The sequence below is a fragment of the Massilia sp. ZL223 genome (assembly GCF_018119395.1).
GTDB lineage: Bacteria > Pseudomonadota > Gammaproteobacteria > Burkholderiales > Burkholderiaceae_D > Telluria.
In genome coordinates this window covers 288278-304838 of sequence record NZ_JAGPWD010000001.1, presented here as the reverse complement: position 1 = coordinate 304838, position 16561 = coordinate 288278, and the positions used below count along the sequence as shown (strand labels likewise).

General features: G+C 65.4%; 17 protein-coding genes. 3 read left to right on the top strand and 14 right to left on the bottom strand.

Features of this window, described 5'->3' with window-relative positions; all coding sequences use genetic code 11:
* Positions 1-81: 81 nt before the first annotated feature.
* Positions 82-984, bottom strand: coding sequence for a LysR family transcriptional regulator (locus KBW95_RS01355; RefSeq protein ID WP_211527317.1), 903 nt, complete (start codon positions 982-984; stop codon positions 82-84).
* Positions 985-1097: 113 nt separating this feature from the next.
* Between KBW95_RS01355 and KBW95_RS01350 the strand changes: the two genes are divergently transcribed.
* Both KBW95_RS01350 and dctA read left to right on the top strand, forming a co-directional pair.
* A complete protein-coding gene (locus KBW95_RS01350; RefSeq protein ID WP_211525916.1) occupies positions 1098-2126 on the top strand; it encodes a YeiH family protein in 1029 nt (342 codons plus the stop codon).
* 236 nt (positions 2127-2362) lie between these two features.
* Complete coding sequence (dctA, locus tag KBW95_RS01345) at positions 2363-3688, top strand: C4-dicarboxylate transporter DctA (RefSeq protein WP_211527316.1); 1326 nt, start codon at positions 2363-2365, stop codon at positions 3686-3688.
* A gap of 311 nt (positions 3689-3999) precedes the next feature.
* On the opposite strand, the gene KBW95_RS01340 is transcribed toward dctA, so the two are convergent.
* On the bottom strand, positions 4000-4407 hold the full coding sequence (locus KBW95_RS01340) for an Imm63 family immunity protein (protein ID WP_211525918.1): 408 nt from the start codon (positions 4405-4407) through the stop codon (positions 4000-4002).
* Positions 4408-4859: 452 nt separating this feature from the next.
* On the opposite strand from KBW95_RS01340, the gene KBW95_RS01335 reads away from it, so the two are divergent.
* A protein-coding gene (locus KBW95_RS01335; protein ID WP_211527315.1) for an IS3 family transposase occupies positions 4860-6010 on the top strand; the annotation gives its coding sequence in 2 pieces (ribosomal slippage) (positions 4860-5100 and positions 5100-6010; 1152 coding nt in all).
* A 154-nt stretch (positions 6011-6164) separates the two neighbouring features.
* Here KBW95_RS01335 and KBW95_RS01330 read toward each other — a convergent pair.
* From KBW95_RS01330 to KBW95_RS01275, 12 genes are all read right to left on the bottom strand, one after another.
* Positions 6165-6902, bottom strand: a complete 738-nt coding sequence (locus KBW95_RS01330) for a sulfite exporter TauE/SafE family protein (protein ID WP_211527314.1) — start codon at positions 6900-6902, stop codon at positions 6165-6167.
* A gap of 13 nt (positions 6903-6915) precedes the next feature.
* Positions 6916-7920 (bottom strand): Ldh family oxidoreductase, encoded by a 1005-nt coding sequence (locus KBW95_RS01325; RefSeq protein WP_211527313.1) that lies wholly within the window; start codon positions 7918-7920, stop codon positions 6916-6918.
* Positions 7917-8864: a hydroxyacid dehydrogenase gene (locus KBW95_RS01320; protein WP_211525921.1), complete on the bottom strand. Its 948-nt coding sequence runs from the start codon at positions 8862-8864 to the stop codon at positions 7917-7919. Before KBW95_RS01320 ends, KBW95_RS01325 begins: the two co-directional genes overlap by 4 nt.
* A 16-nt stretch (positions 8865-8880) precedes the next feature.
* Positions 8881-9756: an ABC transporter permease gene (locus tag KBW95_RS01315; protein ID WP_211525922.1), complete on the bottom strand. Its 876-nt coding sequence runs from the start codon at positions 9754-9756 to the stop codon at positions 8881-8883.
* The gene (locus tag KBW95_RS01310) at positions 9749-10552 is read right to left on the bottom strand and encodes an ABC transporter ATP-binding protein (protein ID WP_211525923.1); all 804 of its coding nucleotides are present in this window, start codon (positions 10550-10552) and stop codon (positions 9749-9751) included. The genes KBW95_RS01315 and KBW95_RS01310 overlap by 8 nt, the downstream gene beginning before the upstream one ends.
* Positions 10553-10609: 57 nt before the next feature.
* Positions 10610-11617 (bottom strand): ABC transporter substrate-binding protein, encoded by a 1008-nt coding sequence (locus tag KBW95_RS01305; protein WP_211525924.1) that lies wholly within the window; start codon positions 11615-11617, stop codon positions 10610-10612.
* Positions 11618-11820: 203 nt separating this feature from the next.
* Positions 11821-13563 (bottom strand): L-aspartate oxidase, encoded by a 1743-nt coding sequence (locus KBW95_RS01300; protein ID WP_211527312.1) that lies wholly within the window; start codon positions 13561-13563, stop codon positions 11821-11823.
* The gene (locus tag KBW95_RS01295) at positions 13563-14171 is read right to left on the bottom strand and encodes a fumarate hydratase C-terminal domain-containing protein (protein WP_211527311.1); all 609 of its coding nucleotides are present in this window, start codon (positions 14169-14171) and stop codon (positions 13563-13565) included. Before KBW95_RS01295 ends, KBW95_RS01300 begins: the two co-directional genes overlap by 1 nt.
* Before the next feature lie 2 nt (positions 14172-14173).
* The gene (locus tag KBW95_RS01290; RefSeq protein ID WP_211527310.1) at positions 14174-15049 is read right to left on the bottom strand and encodes a fumarate hydratase; all 876 of its coding nucleotides are present in this window, start codon (positions 15047-15049) and stop codon (positions 14174-14176) included.
* A 36-nt stretch (positions 15050-15085) separates the two neighbouring features.
* Complete coding sequence (sdhC, locus tag KBW95_RS01285) at positions 15086-15442, bottom strand: succinate dehydrogenase, cytochrome b556 subunit (protein WP_211525928.1); 357 nt, start codon at positions 15440-15442, stop codon at positions 15086-15088.
* Positions 15439-15783: a succinate dehydrogenase gene (locus KBW95_RS01280; RefSeq protein WP_211527309.1), complete on the bottom strand. Its 345-nt coding sequence runs from the start codon at positions 15781-15783 to the stop codon at positions 15439-15441. The genes sdhC and KBW95_RS01280 overlap by 4 nt, the downstream gene beginning before the upstream one ends.
* On the bottom strand, positions 15780-16493 hold the full coding sequence (locus tag KBW95_RS01275) for a succinate dehydrogenase/fumarate reductase iron-sulfur subunit (protein ID WP_211525930.1): 714 nt from the start codon (positions 16491-16493) through the stop codon (positions 15780-15782). The genes KBW95_RS01280 and KBW95_RS01275 overlap by 4 nt, the downstream gene beginning before the upstream one ends.
* Between the last annotated feature and the right edge of the window lie 68 nt (positions 16494-16561).

Here is a 16561-nt window from a genome sequence, read left to right as displayed (position 1 = left end):
TCCATATGTGGGCGACAGAAAGGGTCCGAGTGCGCGTATCATAGCGCATCCCGCCTTCCGGCGCCGTAAAATACATACAGATCACATGGTTGAATTTTGCGCCGCCATGGACTGGCACAGCCGGATCAGGCTGCTCATGCCGCCGGTACGGTATTTATCCTTGTGCACCAGGATGTGGAAGGCGCGGGTGAGCTGCAGATAAGGCGTCGGAATGCTCACCAGGTTGCCGCGCTCGACCGCGCCCACCAGGGCGATCTTCGGCAGGCACGAAATCCCCATGCCGCTCTCGACGGCGCGCTTGATCGCTTCGGTGCCGCCCAGCTCCATCATGACCCGGATCCCGCCCAGCTGGCTCATCAGCATCTGATCCACCACCTCGCGGGTGCCGGAACCGCGCTCGCGCAGGATCCAGTCGGCCGCCCGCAAGACCTCGATGCCGGCGCCGCCCGGCTGGGCGATCGGGTGGCCGGGCGCCGCGCAGATCGCCAGCTCGTCCGGGCGCCAGAAGCCCGCCTCGATGTCCGGATGCAGGCAGGGGCCTTCGACAAAGCCGACATCGATCTCGAAATGCAGGATCGCGTTGATCACCTGTTGCGTATTGCCGACTTCGAGTTCGATGCGGCAGCCGGGCCGGTTGGCGCGAAAGGACCCGAGGATCTGGGGCAGCAGGTAATTGCCGATGGTGGAACTGGCGCCCAGCCGCAGGTCCACCGCGCCCCCGGGCTGGCGGAACAGGCCCTCCATCTCGCGCGCCCGCTCGACCATCTCGACCGCTTTCGGATATAGCGCGCGCCCGTCCTCGTTGAGCGCCAGGCGCTTGCCGATACGGTCGAACAGGCGCGTCGCCAGCTGGTTCTCGAACTCGGCCAGGGCCATGCTGGCGGCCGATTGCGTGATGCCGACCAGCGCCGCCGCCTGGGTCACGTTCCCTTTCTGGGCCGTGGCGACGAACACCTCGATCTGTCGCAGGCTTGTCCGCAGCATGCTCGCTCCCGTCTCTATATCAATTTAATTGATTAATTATATAAATATAACTCGTTTTTACTTATTAGCGCACGGCGCTACCCTTGGCTAAAACATTCAACAGGGGAATAAAAATGAGCACGACACCCGGTACACCGCGCCAGTTCGCCGCCGGCTTGGCTGTCGCGGGCGCCATCGCCGCCCTGGCGATGTGGAGCGCCGGCCTGCCGGCCGTCCAGGAGATGGGCATCAGCGCGCTGACCGTGGCCATCCTGATCGGCATCGTCGCCGGCAATACCGTGTTCGGGCGGATCGCGCCGCACTGCGCCAGCGGGGTCGACTTCAGCAAGGCGCGCCTGCTGCGCCTCGGCATCATCCTGTACGGCTTCCGCATCACCTTCCAGCAGATCGGCGAGATCGGCTGGGCGGGCGTGGTGATCGATATCCTGGTCATCGCCATCACCTTCACCCTCGCGGTGCAGCTCGGCACCCGCATGTTCGGCCTGGACAAGCAGACCGCCATGCTGATCGGCGCCGGCAGCGCGATCTGCGGGGCGGCCGCGGTGATGGCGACCGAGCCCGTGGTGCGCGCCCACGCCCACAAGGTCTCGGTGGCGGTGGCCACCGTGGTCGTGTTCGGCACCATCGGCATGTTCCTGTACCCGCTGATGTACCCCTACCTGCAGCTGACCGAGCTGGGCTACGGCCTGTATGCCGGTTCCACCATCCATGAGGTGGCGCAGGTGGTGGTGGCCGGCAAGGCGGTCGGCGAGCAGGCCGCCTCGGCTGCCGTGATCGAGAAGATGCTGCGCGTGATGATGCTCGCTCCCTTCCTGGTGATCCTGAGCAGCCGCCTCGGCGCCGAAGAGGGAGCGGAGACGGGCGCGGCCAAGGGCCGCATCACGATCCCCTGGTTCGCGCTGCTGTTCATCGTCGCCAGCGGCGTCAATTCGCTGGGCGTGCTGCCGCCGGCGCTGGTGCACTGGATCGTGCAGGTCGATACCGTCCTGCTGGCGATGGCGATGGGAGCGCTCGGCTTGCGTACCCAGGCCTCCGCAATCCGCCAGGCGGGGCTGAAGCCGATCCTGCTGGCCAGCGTGCTGTTCCTGTTCCTGGTGGTGGGCGGCTATGCGATCAACCTGGGCGTGACTTCCCTGATTTGACACGCGGGATTTTCTTTTTTTCTTCAAAAAGTCATGTAGATGATGTGTTTGACAGTGATAGGGGGCCACGCTAGCATCAAGGCGTGTCCAGCTGAGCCGCGCACAACAAGACGGACAGGGTTCACCGGGCTGTAATTCCGCAGTCCGGCTTTATTCCCAGTGCCCGCCGCAGAGCGGATCGACAGATGGCCTACGCCGCACGAGGACAATCAATGCAGCGGTCTAGGAGGAGTTAAATGAGGAGCTCGCTTTTTCGCAGTCTGTATTTCCAGGTCATCGTGGCGCTCGTCGCCGGCATCGCGGTGGGGCATTACTATCCGGCCATCGCCACCGATCTCAAACCGCTCGGGGATGCCTTCATCAACAGCATCAAGATGGTCATCACGCCGGTCATCTTCTGTACCGTCGTGTGCGGGATCGCGGGCATGGAGAGCCTCAAGAAGGTAGGCAGCGTGGGCGGCAAGGCGCTGCTGTATTTCGAAGTCATCACGACGCTCGCCCTGATCATCGGCATGGTGATCGCGAACGTCATGCAGCCCGGCGCCGGGATCAACGCCGACATCGCCTCGCTCGACCAGGGCGCGGTGGCCCAGATCGCCCAGAAGGCGCAGCCCCAGTCGACCGGCCAGTTCCTGGCGGCGATCATCCCGTCCTCGGTGGTGGATGCCTTCGCCAAGGGTAACCTGCTGCAGGTGCTGCTGTTCTCGATCCTGTTCGGCGTCAGCCTGTCGATCCTGGGCCAGCGCGGCGAGAAGGCGCGCGTCGTCATCGACGAATTCGGCAAGGTGCTGCTCGGTATCGTCGGCCTGGTGATGAAGCTCGCCCCGCTCGGCGCCTTCGGCGCCATGGCTTTCACGGTCGGCAAGTTCGGCATCGGCACCCTGCAGCAGCTGGCGCTCTTGATCGCCTGCTACTACGCGACCACCCTCATCTTCATCGTCGTCGTGCTGGGCTCGATCGCGCGCGCCGCCGGGGTCTCGCTGTGGAAGCTGGTGCGCTACCTGAAGGAAGAGATCTTCATCGTGCTGGGCACGGCCAGCACCGAATCGGTGCTGCCGCAGATGATGACCAAGCTGGAGAAGCTCGGCATCGCGCGCTCGGTGGTGGGCATGGTGATCCCGACCGGCTACTCGTTCAACCTGGACGGCGCCGCGATCTACCTGACCATGACCTCGCTGTTCATCGCCCAGGCCCTGAACATCGACCTGAACCTGTGGCAGCAGCTCGGCCTGCTGGCGATCCTGCTGGTGACCTCGAAAGGCGGCGCCGGCGTGGCGGGCGCGGCGCTGGTGGCGCTCGCGGCGACCCTGTCGTCGATGTCGCTGATTCCGGTGGCCGGCATCGCGCTGGTGATCGGCATCGACCGCCTGATGAACGAGATCCGGGCCATCACCAACCTGATCGGCAATGCGGTGGCGGCGATCGTCGTGGCGCGCTGGGAAGGCGAGATGGACCTGGAGCAGGCGCGCCGCGTGCTCGACGGCGAGCACCCGGCCGACGATGTGGCGGACGTGGGCGATGCGGGTCTGGTCCCGCTGCCGGCGGCGGCGAAGCTGGTGTAGCAGGCTGCGGCTGAACTGGTTTTCCTTGTGCTCTCCCGGTGGGGTTTCGCCGGGAGTTTTTTTGCACCGGCGCTGTTCTCGGCGGTGGGCCGGAAGCTGGGCGGCTATGAGCGGCCAAAGGTGTTGGGGAAGAAGTGCTTGGGCATCAGTCCGTCTGCAAACACGGACGCCATGCTAATGCTCTGAATGAGCCTGCGTACGTCCGCTATCGACCCGAAGCGGACCCTTGGGTTCCTGTGCTCCGTAGTGGCTTTGCTACTCGCTCTCACAAGGTGCAGCAGGCCTTTTTGCTCCCCGGCCAAAGGCCAGTGTCATTGCCGGAGCGGGGACTTCTGCAAGATTTGTTCGTGCTCTGCTCTCAGTCGTACTCCCCAAGATGGTCTTAATCCTGCCATTAAGTTCTCTTGATATGGGAACCACACGGCCCTGCCATCACCAGTCGGCTTTCGATTGCGTAGTTCATACGAGGTGGCCATGATAGAGGTGATCCCCTCAAAAAGCATATACAGGACCTCATCATTATCGAGCCCCGATATCCTTTCGAGTTCCGAGCCACGTTCAGTTACCACGAACTCAAACTTTCCGGATCTCATCTCAACATGGGGCGCTCCATCATGCTGCGGGAAGGTATGGAATGCCTTGTAGTACGGCTCCACATCCAAGTGCTCAGCCATTGAGCGAAACTCGGCCGCAAGACCGGATAGGGTCAGTTTTTCCATCGCAGGTCGTTTTCAGTAACAGGTCGCTCTTAATGATCGGGGGAGGTCCGCTTCTGGCCGAGGCAGTCTACCAGCGAAGGACCGCAACCGACCCATTGCAGACATTGGAACAGCGGCGAGACCGCTAGTCAGGCCACTACTTCAAGCTGGACATCTTCAGGCGCGAATGACCAAAGCCAAATGGTAATTCCGTCTTTTCCTCTGCACTCAAGCTCATAGCCTGGAGGGTTACTGTACACCTCGATAACTGCTGCCACATCGCCAACGCTTGGCGCGAACGCTAGTACCGTCGGGCTGAAAATCGACTGGCTTACGCAGTTCTTTGATTCTGACCACATCGTAGATTTTGATGGATGACATTACATACTCGCTTGACAAACAGATGTGGTGAATGAATCGCCACGACTATCGTAGACACTCCTGAGCCATAATGTCGGGCACAAGGAGAAAGTATGAGCGGGAAGCGGTACACAGAGGAATTCAAGATTGCAGCTGTCAAGCAAGTGGCGCAGGGCGGTCACGCGGCGGGCGAAGTGGCAGCACGGCTCGGGATAAGCATCCACAGCCTGTACGCCTGGACGAAGCGCTATAGCGTACCCGAGGCGGAGCGCAAGGTTGCCGATAGCCAGTCCGACGAGATGCGGCGCCTGAGGGCCGAGCTCAAGCGCGTCACCGAGGAGCGTGACATCTTGAAAAAGGCCGCGGTGTACTTTGCCAAGACGTCCGGGTAAGGTACACCTTAATTGCTCAGTTACAGGACCAGTTCCCGGTACGCCGGCTGTGCAAAGTGCTCGAGGTGCATCCGAGCGGCTTCTATGCTTGGCGCCTGAACCCTGAAAGCAAGCGAGCCAGAGAAGACAAGCGCCTACTCGTGCCGATCAAGGAATCGTGGCTGGAAAGCGGCAGCGTGTACGGCTATCGCAAGGTCAGCGACGATCTGCGCGAGCTCGGTGAACAATGCGGTATCAATCGCGTCCACCGTCTTATGAGATCGGCCGGAATTCGTTCGCAAACCGGCTACGCCAAGCGGAAATATAAACGTGGCGGTGCCCCTTCGCTGGTAGCGCCTAATCATCTGCAGCGCCAGTTCGACGTGCAGGAACCCAACCGCGTTTGGGTGACCGATATTACGTACATTCGCACTTACGAAGGCTGGCTTTATCTGGCCGTTGTACTGGACCTGTTTTCGCGTCAGGTGGTTGGCTGGTCGATGAGTTCACGCATCGATCGCGAGCTGGCGATGAATGCGCTCTTGATGGCGGTCTGGCGGCGTCAGCCCAAGAATACGGTAATGGTGCATTCCGATCAGGGCAGTCAGTTCAGCAGCTACGACTGGCGCGACTTCCTGGACCAGCACAATCTGCAGCAAAGCATGAGTCGACGTGGGAACTGCCACGATAACGCCGTGGCCGAAAGCTTCTTCCAGCTCTTAAAAAGGGAACGGATCCGACGCAAAACCTGCGGTACCCGGAATGAAGCAAAGCAGGATGTCTTCGATTACATCGAGATGTTTTACAATCCGAAGCGCCGGCACAGCTTCAGCAATGACTTGTCGCCGGTCGAGTATGAAAAGCAGTATTTCAAGCGGCTCGCGAGTGTCTAGGAAACTCGTGGCGATTCAGAATGACTGCTTCTGGCCGATAGCAGACCGTCGGTATGACTTAGTGTAAGAGCTTGTTGCCATCAGGGCAAGGAACGGGTTTGGTAGGCGCCCTTAGTCAGATACACCTTGGCCGCTCGCAACGCACCGCTGGGCTTCAGAGATTGCGAACCACTAGGCTCACCCCACCCAGGATCAGCACCCCCCAGATCGCCTGCACAACCCGTGCGGCCGGCAGGCGGCTGTGCAGGTGGTTTCCCAGGTAGAGCCCGGCGAGCGCGCAAGGCAGCAGGAAGGCCGCCAGCACCAGCAGCGACTCCTGCCGGTACAGCCCGGCGGTGGAGAACATCGCCAGCCGCGACAGGCCGCTGATGAAGATGAGGGTGCTGATCGTCGCGCGCAGGATCAGCTTGTCGTCCAGGCGGCGCGCCAGGTAGATCGTGTAGATCGGCCCGCCGGTGCCGAACAGCGCGGTGAAGATGCCGCCGGCGATCCCGAGCGGCATCGCCCAGCGGCTGCCGATCGGCCGGATGCCTGGCTGCAGCACCAGGCTCCAGGCGCAGTAGGCGAGGATGAAGATGCCGAGCGTCAGCAGCAGCAGGCGCTCGGGCGCATTGACGAGGGCGAACAGGCCGATGGCCATCCCGGCCAGCATGAAGGGCACCAGGCGCAGCAGCTCCTTGCGGTTGACCACGCGCCGGTTCTTGAGGCCCATCAGCAGGCCCGCCGCCAGGTCGAAGACCAGCATCAGCGGCACCGCCATGCGCAGCGGGATCAGCTGGACCAGCAGCGGCATCGCCGTGATCGCGGAGCCGAAGCCGGTCAGGCCGAAGACGGTGTACGCGAGGAGGATGGTGAGCGCCAGCAGCGCGATCGTGTCGGCGCCGAAGGCCATCGCTCCTCCCGGTTCAGGCGCCGGCCAGGGCCTGCAGCTGCCCGAGCAGTGCCGGCGCGATCTCGATGCCTTCCTTCTCGGCGGCCAGTGCAAGGGCATGGCGCCGCTGGCCCGGCAGGCGCACGTCGGCGTCCGCCAGCATGGCGGACACCAGGGTCTCGATGCGCTCGTCGAACACGCCGGCGCCCGCCAGCGCGCCCGGATCGATCACCAGGAAGGCCTGGCCGATGCGCGGCCGGTTGCCTTCGTCGGTGAAGAAGGAATCGGCCTCGAAGCCATAGGCCGCGCCGGTCAGCGCGCAGCACAGCAGCTCGACCACCAGCGCCAGCATCGCGCCCTTGACGCCGCCCGCCGGCAGCATCATGCCTTCCAGTCCGGCCTGCGGGTCGGTGGTCGGGTTGCCGTCCTTGTCGAGCGCCCACCCTTCCGGGATCGGCTTGCCCTGCTTGGCCGCCACCATCAGCTTGCCGCGTGCGACTTCCGACAGCGACAGGTCGATGACCAGCGGCGGCCCGGCGCGGCGCGGGAAGACGGCGGCGATCGGGTTGGTGCCGAACAGCGCGCGCTTGCCGCCCCAGGCCGGCATGGCCGCCGGCGAGTTGCCGAACGCAAGGCCGACCATCCCGGCCTCGGCCACCGGTTCGAGGTGATAGGCGGCGGCGCCGAAATGGTGGCTGTTGGTGACGCCGGCGAAGGCTGCGCCGGCTTCGCCCGCGCTGCGGATCGCCTCGCGCACCGCCAGTGCGCAGGCGGGGAAGGCCAGGCCTTCCTGGGCGTCGACCAGCAGCGCCGCCGCTTTGTGCTGCCGCATGCGCGGCCGCGCTTCGCCGTTCACGCGGCCGCAGCGCAGGTGGCCCGCATACTGCGCCACGCGCGACAGGCCATGCGAGGCCAGCCCCTGCGCTTCCGCCGCCACCAGCGCACGCGCCGTGGCGGCCGCCATCTCGGGACCGGCGCCGGCGCGCACCAGCGCATCGGTGGCCAACGCTGCCAGTTCTGCCATCGAGAGGGCCGTCATGCCTGCTCCATGGCGTCGAGTTCCAGCAGGCGGTCGGCGACCTTCTCGGCGATCAGCGCGCTCACGCGCTCGTTCGATTCGCGCGTGACGCCGCCGATGTGCGGCGTCAGGACCAGGTTGGGCACGTTCGCCAGCGCCGAGCCGGCGGGCAGCGGTTCCTGACCGAACACGTCGAGCGCGGCGCCTGCCAGGCGGCCCTGGCGCAGCGCCTCGGCGAGCGCCATCTCGTCCACGATGCCGCCGCGCGCGGTGTTGATCAGGACCGCGCCCGGCTTCATGGCGGCGATCCGCGTCATGTTCATCAGGCCGCGGGTGGCGTCGGTGAGCGGGACATGCAGGCTGACGACATCGGACTGGGCCAGCAGCATGTCCAGGTCGAGGCGCTTGACGCCGGTTTCTTCCCACACCGGCGCATCCCTGGGCAGGATCGGGTCGTAGGCGACGACCTGCATCCCGAGCCCCTTGGCCAGACGCGCCGTCAGGCGGCCGATGCCCCCGAAGCCGACCAGGCCGAGCGTCTTGCCGCCGGTTTCCCGGCCCTCGGACAGCCTGGTGCGCGGCCAGGCGCCGGACGCCACCGCGTCGCTCGACAGGTAGGCGCCGCGCAGCAGCATCATGCCGCAGGCGACCACGTACTCCGCCACCGCCAGGGCGTTGGCCCCGGTGGCCGGGATCACGGCCACGCCGCGCGCCTCGCAGGCCGCCACGTCGATGTTGTCCAGTCCTACCCCGAGGCGGCCGACCACCCGCAGCCGCGGCGCGGCGTCGAGCAGTCCGCCATCGACCTGGGTGCGGTTGCGCACCACCAGCGCCTCGGCGTCCGCCAGCAGCCGTTCCAGCTCGGCGCGCCGGTCGACCAGCGCGGGGTCGTAGCGCACCTCGAAGCGCTGGCGCAGGGCGTCGACCGCGCTCTCGTCCATGAATTCGCAGATCACAATCTTCATCTCGGTCTCCCTGGCTTCAGTTCTGCATGCCCCACTTGCGCACGGTGTTGTTCTCGATGGTGCGGAACACCAGGTTCTCCACCACCAGGCCGATCAGGATCACGGTCAGCAGGCCGGCGAACACGTTCGGGATCTCGAGCATGTTCTTGTTCTCGTAGATGAACCAGCCCAGGCCGCCCGAACCGGAGCTCACGCCGAACACCAGCTCGGAGGCGATCAGGGTGCGCCAGGCGAAGGCCCAGCCGATCTTGAGACCGGTCAGGATGCTGGGGAAGGCGGCCGGGATCAGGATCCTGGTCACGTAGGTGAAGCCGCCCAGGCCGTAGTTGCGGCCGACCATGCGCATGGTGTTGGACACCGCCAGGAAGCCCGAGTGGGTATTCAGCGCCACCGCCCACAGCACCGAGTGGACCAGCACGAACACCAGGCTGCCGTTGCCCAGGCCGAACCAGATCAGCGCGATCGGCAGCAGCGCGATCGCCGGCAGCGGGTTGAACATCGAGGTCAGGGTTTCGAGGAAGTCGGTGCCGATCTTGGAGGCGATCCCGATCGCGGTCAGCACCGCCGCCAGCGCGATGCCGGCCCAGTAGCCGATCAGGAGCACCTTGAGCGAGGCCCACACCTTGAGGATCAGCTCACCGCTGGCGATGCCCCTGAAGAAGGCTTCGACGGTGGCGACGAAGGTCGGGAACAGCAGCTCGTTGCCGAGCATGCGGGCGCCGACTTCCCACACCACCATCAGGAAGACCAGGATCGCGGTCTTGCGCACGACGCTGTAGTTGTACAGCTTCTCGAAGGCCGAGAGCGGCTTTTCCACGACGCCGAACGCCGCCGAATCGAGCGTTTCGCGCTGGAAGGACGGGCGGGGCCAGAGAACGGCATCCTTAGACATGCTGCACCTCCTTGTCTTCGACTTCATCTGCGAACAACATCTGGTGGATCTGGTTTTCGAGCTCCTTGGCCGCCCGCGGGTCGGTCTCGTCGCGCGGCACGCTCGCCAGTTCGGCCTTGACCTGGCCGGGGTGCGGCGACAGCAGCAGGATGCGGCTGCCGCACTTGATCGCTTCCGGGATCGAGTGGGTCACGAACAGCACCGTGAAATGGGTCTCGTCCCACAGCTGCAGCAGTTCGTCCTGCATCTTGCGGCGGGTGAGGGCGTCGAGCGCCGCATAGGGTTCGTCCATCAGCAGCACGTCCGGCTCCATCGCCATGCCGCGCGCGATCGCCACCCGCTGCTTCATCCCGCCCGACAGCATGTGCGGGTGGTGGTCGGCGAACTTGGCCAGCTTCACCTTCTCGATGTACTGCATGGCCTTGTCTTCCGCCGCCTTCCCCTTCAGCTTGCCGGAAGAGAGCAGGGGGAACATCACGTTCTCCTTGACCGTCTTCCAGGGCAGCAGCTGGTCGAATTCCTGGAACACCATCATGCGGTCAGGGCCGGGACGGCACACCAGCTTGTCCTTCAGCCGGATCTCGCCTTCGGTGGGGTTGAGGTAGCCGCCGATCGCCTTCAGCAGGGTGCTCTTGCCGCAGCCGGAAGGCCCGAGCAGCACGTAGCGGTCCGACTTGAACACCTGGAAGTTCACGCGGTAGGTCGCGGTCACCAGGTGGGCCTTGGTCTTGTATTGCAGCGTCACGTCGCGCACGTCGAGTAACGGGGCAGGTTGCAGTTTCTGAATCATGTCCATGACTTCCTTCCTTTGCTCATGCAGGGAAAAGCGCGTGGTCCTGATGCCAGGCGAATGTCAGCTGCCCGGGAGGTGGTGCACATTGGGGAAGAACATGTCCTTCCACGTGGCGGGCTTGACCTTGATCGATCCGATCTTGTGCATGAAGTCCACGTACTTGCCGACATTCTGCGGGGTCGTGGTGTAGGCCACGTTCGGATCGTTGAGCATCTTGAGGATGTCGTCGACGCTGTCCTTGTCCTTCGAGATCCGCAGGTAGCTCTCGGCCGCCCACTTCTTGTCCTTGTTGATCATCGCCACCGCCTCGTCGAGCGCCTTGACGAAGGCGGCGTAGACCTTGGGATTGTCTTCGCGGAATTTCGAGGTCGCCCACACCAGGTTGAAGGTGCCCGGGCCGCCCAGCACCTGGTAGGAGTCGAGCACCTTGCGCACGCCAGGCTGTTCGAGCTGCTGGTACTGGAAGGGCGGCGAGCTGAAGTGCGCGGTGACTTCGCTGTTGGGCGACAGCAGGGCCGCCTGGCCGTCGGGGTGGCTCATCGACACGGTGAACTTGTCCAGCTGGTTCTGCTTGCCGGGGCCGAAGGCCTGCTCGGCCGCCATCTGCAAGGTCACCGCCTGGATCGAGACCTTCACCGCCGGCAGGGCGATCTTGTCCTTGTCGGTGAAATCCTTGATCGACTTGACGTTCGGGTTGCGCGTGTTCAGGTAGAGCGGCATCGAGTTCAGCGCCGCCACCGCCTTGACGCCGTAGTTGGTGCGGGTCTTGGCCCACAGGGTCACCAGGGGCGCCACGCCGCCGGCCGCGAAGTGCAGGCTGTCGGACAGCAGCGCGTCGTTCATGACGTTACCGCCCGCGAACTTGGCCCACGAGACCTTGAGGTTGGGGATGCCGGCCGCGGCCGCGTGCTTCTCGACCAGCTTCTGTTCTTCCATGATCATCAGCGGCAGGTAGCTGATGCCATACTGCTCTGCGACCTTCAGTTCGGTGACTTCGGCATGGCTGGCCAGCGAGGTGGTCAGCAGGACGGCGCTTGCGGCGTACGGCAGGATGGATCTGAAACGCATGGATGTCTCCTCCAAGAGTGGGTGGGGTCCCTGCTTTGGCAGTGGTTGTTGTTGCTGCCCCGGCGAAATGCTTTGTCTGTGTGCCTCTTGATGCAAATTCGAGAGTTCATACTAGCCCAACTTTCCATGCAATTCAACTAGATGACCTGAATGAGTTGGACATTTTTTTAATCTTTTTATGTCTGTTTCCACGGGGATCCAATTCAGGCGGTCGCCGGCGCCTGTTCTTCCTCCAGGATGGTCTCGCCCGGACGCACGCGCTCGAAGCGCACCGGCTCGCGGTCCAGCACCAGCGCATCGCCATCGGCGCGCGCCACCGTGAAGCTCGATTGCTGCAGTTCGCCGGGCAGGGGGAAGTCCTCGCGGAAGTGAGCGCCGCGCGAATCCTGGCGCAGCAGCGCGGCGGCGGCGATCACCTGGCTCACGGCGATCAGGTTGCGCAGGTTCATCCAGTCGTGCCAGCTGAGGGCGTAGGCGCGCTCGCCGTCCGCGATCCCCGTGCGCAGCAGCTGGGCCTCCAGCTCCGCCAGGCGCGCCTGGGCGCGCCGCAGGCCCGCGGCGCTGCGCAGGATGCCGACGTCGCTCCACATGCATTCGTACAGCGCCTCGCGGATCGCCTCCAGGCTGCCGGCGGCCTGGCCGAACGGCGCTTCGTGGGCGGCGATGCTGCGCGCGATGGCGTCTTCATCCGGCGCGCGCCAGTCCGGGTTGCGCGCGGTCCATGCGGCCATGCTCTCGCCGGCGATGCCGCCGAAGACGGTGGAGTTGGCCACGCCGTTGCCGCCCAGGCGGTTGGCGCCATGCACGCCGCCGGTGTCCTCGCCCGCGGCGAACAGGCCGTGCAGGTGGGTCGTGCAGTCGGGACGGAACACCACGCCGCCCATCATGTAGTGGGCGGTCGGGACCACCTCGACCTTGCCGCCGGCCAGGTCGAAGCCGCAGTCGCCGCAGCGTTCGACCATGCCCTTGAACTGCTTGCGCACCTTGTCGACGCCCAGGTGCGACATCTGGATGTAGACCCCGCCGTTGGGCGTGGTGCGGCCGGCCCGCATCTCGGAATAGATCCCGCGCGAGACGATGTCGCGGGTGGCGCGCTCGCCGCGCGGATCGTAGTTGCTCATGAAGCGCTCGCCCTCGCCGTTGACCAGCCAGCCGCCGGCGCCGCGCAGGCCCTCCTCGAGCACGGTGCCGGTCATGCGGGTGTGGGTGCCGGCCAGCAGCCCGGTCGGGTGGAACTGCACCATCTCCATGTCGCGCAGCGGCAGGCCGGCGCGCAGGGCCATCGCCAGGCCGTCGCAGCTCTTGTCGCCGGAGGGCGTGTGGAACTTGTACATGGTCGGTCCGCCGCCGGTGGCCAGCAGCACCGCCTTGGCCTGCACGAACACGAATTCGCCGCTGCGCATGTCGATCATCAGGACCCCGGCCAGCGCCGCGCCGTCCGCGGTCTTGACCAGTTCCACCGCGCGGTGCTCCTCCAGCCGCCCGATGCCGCGCGCCCACACCTGCTCGGCCAGCCGGTTGATGATTTCGATGCCGGTCAGGTCGCCCTTGTGCACGGTGCGGTCGAAGGTCTGGCCGGCGAAGGCCTTCTGGTGCACGGTGCCGTCCGGATTGCGGTCGAAGAAGCAGCCCAGTTCGTTTTCGAGCTCGCGGATGCGCTCCACCGCCTTGGTCACCAGGGTCCAGGCCAGTTCCTGGTTGGCCAGCCACTTGCTGCCTTCGATGGTGTCCATGAAGTGGCGCTCGACCGAGTCGCCCTCGGCCAGCGCCACGTTGTAGCCGCCCTGGACCATGCGGGTGCAGCCGCACTTGCCCAGCAAGCCCTTGACCGCGACCGTGATCGACAGGCCCGGGTTGGCCTGGTGGGCGTGCAGGGCCGCGAACAGGCCGGCGCCGCCCGAGCCCAGGATCAGGATGTCCGTATGGATGCGCTTGATCGGTTTCATTACACGACTCCCAGGCTGGCCAGGACCTCGGCGCGGCGTGCGTCGACGTCGGCCCTGACTTCGGTGTACAGGCTGCCGCCGTGGCTGTCCATCGCCACCAGCAGCGGGCCGAAATGGCGGATCCGGAACTTCCACAGCGATTCCGGGTTCAGGTCGTCGAGGTCGACGTCCTCGATCTGTTCGATCCAGGTGGTCTCGAGGGCCGCGGTGCCGCCGACGATCGCCAGGTAGGCGCCGCCCAGGTCGCGGAAAGCCTCGAGCGAGCCTTCGCGCATGCCGCCCTTGCCGACGATGAAGCGCACGCCGAAGCGTTCCATCAGCGGGCGGGTGAAGCGTTCCATGCGGTCGGAGGTGGTGGTGCCGATGCAGACCGGCTGGTAGCCGGCCGGGAAGGCTTCGCTGCGCTCGACCTTGCGCACGTTCGGCGCGGTATGGATCACCGCGTGGCCGTCCAGGTCGAAGCGGGTGCTGCGGCCGCGGTCGAGCATGTGGATCTGGGTGGCGTCGCGGATGCCGAACAGGGTCGACTCCAGGGTGACGGTATCGTTGACGCGCAGCTGCCGGACCTGCTCTTCGGTCACCGGCATGGTGAGTTGGTAATGGGCCATGGTCAGTATCCGTAGGTGAGTCCGTCGGGCGTGAAGCGCGCGCGCGCCCGGCGCGCCGAATGGCATTGCATGTTGACGGCGACCGGGTTCATGGTGATGTGGGTGGCCGCCAGCTCGATGTGCACGGCGAAGGCGGTGGAATCGCCGCCCAGTCCCTGCGGGCCGACGCCGAGGCGGTTGACCGCGGCCGTCAGCTCTTCTTCCAGCCTGGCTCCTTCCGGATCCTCGCAGCGGCTGCCCAGCGGGCGGATGGCGGCGCGCTTGGCCAGCGCCACGCACAGGTCCGAGGTGCCGCCGATGCCGACGCCGACCACGGTCGGCGGGCAGGTCTTGCCGCCGGCATTCACCACCGAATCGATGACGAAGGCCTTGACGGCGGCGATGCCTTCCGCCGGAATCGCCATTTTCAGGAAGGAGTTGTTTTCCGAGCCGCTGCCTTTCGGGACCATCAGGATGTCGAGTTCCCCCGGCTTGTCGCTGAAGTCGATGTGGATCACCGGCACCTCGGCGCCGCAGGAAGTGTGCTCGTTCTTGCGGGTGATCGGGTGCACCACCGAGGAGCGCAGCGGATGCTCGCGGGTGGCCCGCTCGCAGCCCTTGCGGATCGCCGCCTTCAGCGCATGGCCGTCGACCTCGACGCCGCGGCCGATCGTGACGTTGTAGATGGGGACGCCGGTGTCCTGGCACAGCAGGTTCTCGTTGGCCTCGGCCACCTGGATGTTCTGCACCATGGTGGCCAGGATGCCCTGGGCGCGCGGCCGGGTCTCGGTCTCGGTGAGGCGGGCGAAGCCGCCCTTTATGTCCGGCGGCAGCATCTTGAGGGCGCGGATGTAGAGTTCCTTGGCAGCTTCCTCGACTGCCTGCAGATCGATTTTCATGCTTGTTGTCCTTTCGGTTCGGGCTGGCGGGGCTGGTCAGAAGACCAGCGCGAGGGCGAAGGCCATGCTGGTCATGGCGGCGAAACCGGCGCTGGCGGCGATCAGGTTCTTGCGCAGGCCGCTCCAGGCGCCGAACTCGATCAGCATCAGGCGCACGCCCCCGGCCGTGTGGGCGGCCAGCAGCAGCACCAGGCCCCATTCGGCGAACTTGAACAGCGGCTGGTCGGTGAAGCGCAGGAAGCCTTCCAGCTGGGCCTCGCCGCCGATCGCCTGGCCCAGCGCCCAGAAGTGCACCGGGAGGAACAGGGCCAGCGCGAGGCCGGCGACGCGGTTGACCATGAAGGCCCAGTAGGCCGGGTGGTTGCGGGCGCGGTAGTCGTTGCGGCGTTTCATGACAGAACCACTCCATAGACGGAGCGCAGCCCCAGCACCAGCAGGAGCAGCGCGAACAGGCCGGCGGCCAGGCGGATCGCGGGCTCGCGCCAGTGCAGGGCCTCGCGCAGGATGCGCGCCAGGCCGATCGGCACGTGCACGGCGCAGGCCAGCACGAAGACGGTGTAGAACAGGCCGAAGCCCACGCTGCCGTGGGTGCGCGCCAGGATCTCGGCGCCGGACAGGCCGCCGCGCACCGCGTAGATGATCATGGCCAGGTGGACCAGGACGCAGAAGGCCAGCACCATGGCGCTGAGGCGCTGCCAGTACCAGAGCCGGATTTCGGTGAGGACCGCGCTCATTTGTCCCTCCGCAGGGCCATGATCGACAGGCGCTTGAGGCCGGAGATCGCCGCGGTCGGCGCCAGCTGCTTGGGACAGCGCTCGGTGCACGAGCCCTGGGTGTGGCAGGCATGGCAGCCGGCGTCCCCGGACACCGCGAGCAGGCGCGCGTCGCGCTCCACGTCGCGCACGTCGTTGACCAGGGTCCAGGCCCGGTTCAGGGCGGCGGGGCCGAGGAACTCGGGACGCCAGCTCACCACGTCGCAGGAGGAATAGCAGATCGAGCAGCCGATGCATTCGATCCCGGCGTCGGCCGCGCGCCTTTCCTTCGAGTCCGGCTGGACCAGTGCGAAATCCTCGTGCCGCGTGCGTTCGCCCTTGAAGCGGCCCTTGGCGCCCGCCCACTTGTCGAAGAACTCGGTCATGTCGGTGACCAGGTCCTTCACCACGGGCAGGTTGGACAGCGGCGCCAGCTCCAGCTTGCCGTGCGTGGCGACCTTGGCCACGTGGGTGCGGCAGGTCCAGCGCGCCTTGCCGTTGACGGTCATGGCGCAGGACCCGCACATTCCGACCCGGCAGGCGTAGCGGTAGCTGAGCCCGGGATCGATGTGGCGCTGGATATGGGTCACCACGTCCAGCACGGTCTGGCTCTCGAGGCGGGGCACCTCGTAGGTGACGAACTCGCCGTTCTCCCTGCCTCTCCAAATCTTTACTTCAAGCATTTCGGTCATCTAGATCACCTTGATAATCTGCTTAAAAATTCAGCTTTGACAAGGCATTGTCGAGGACTTCTCCTACA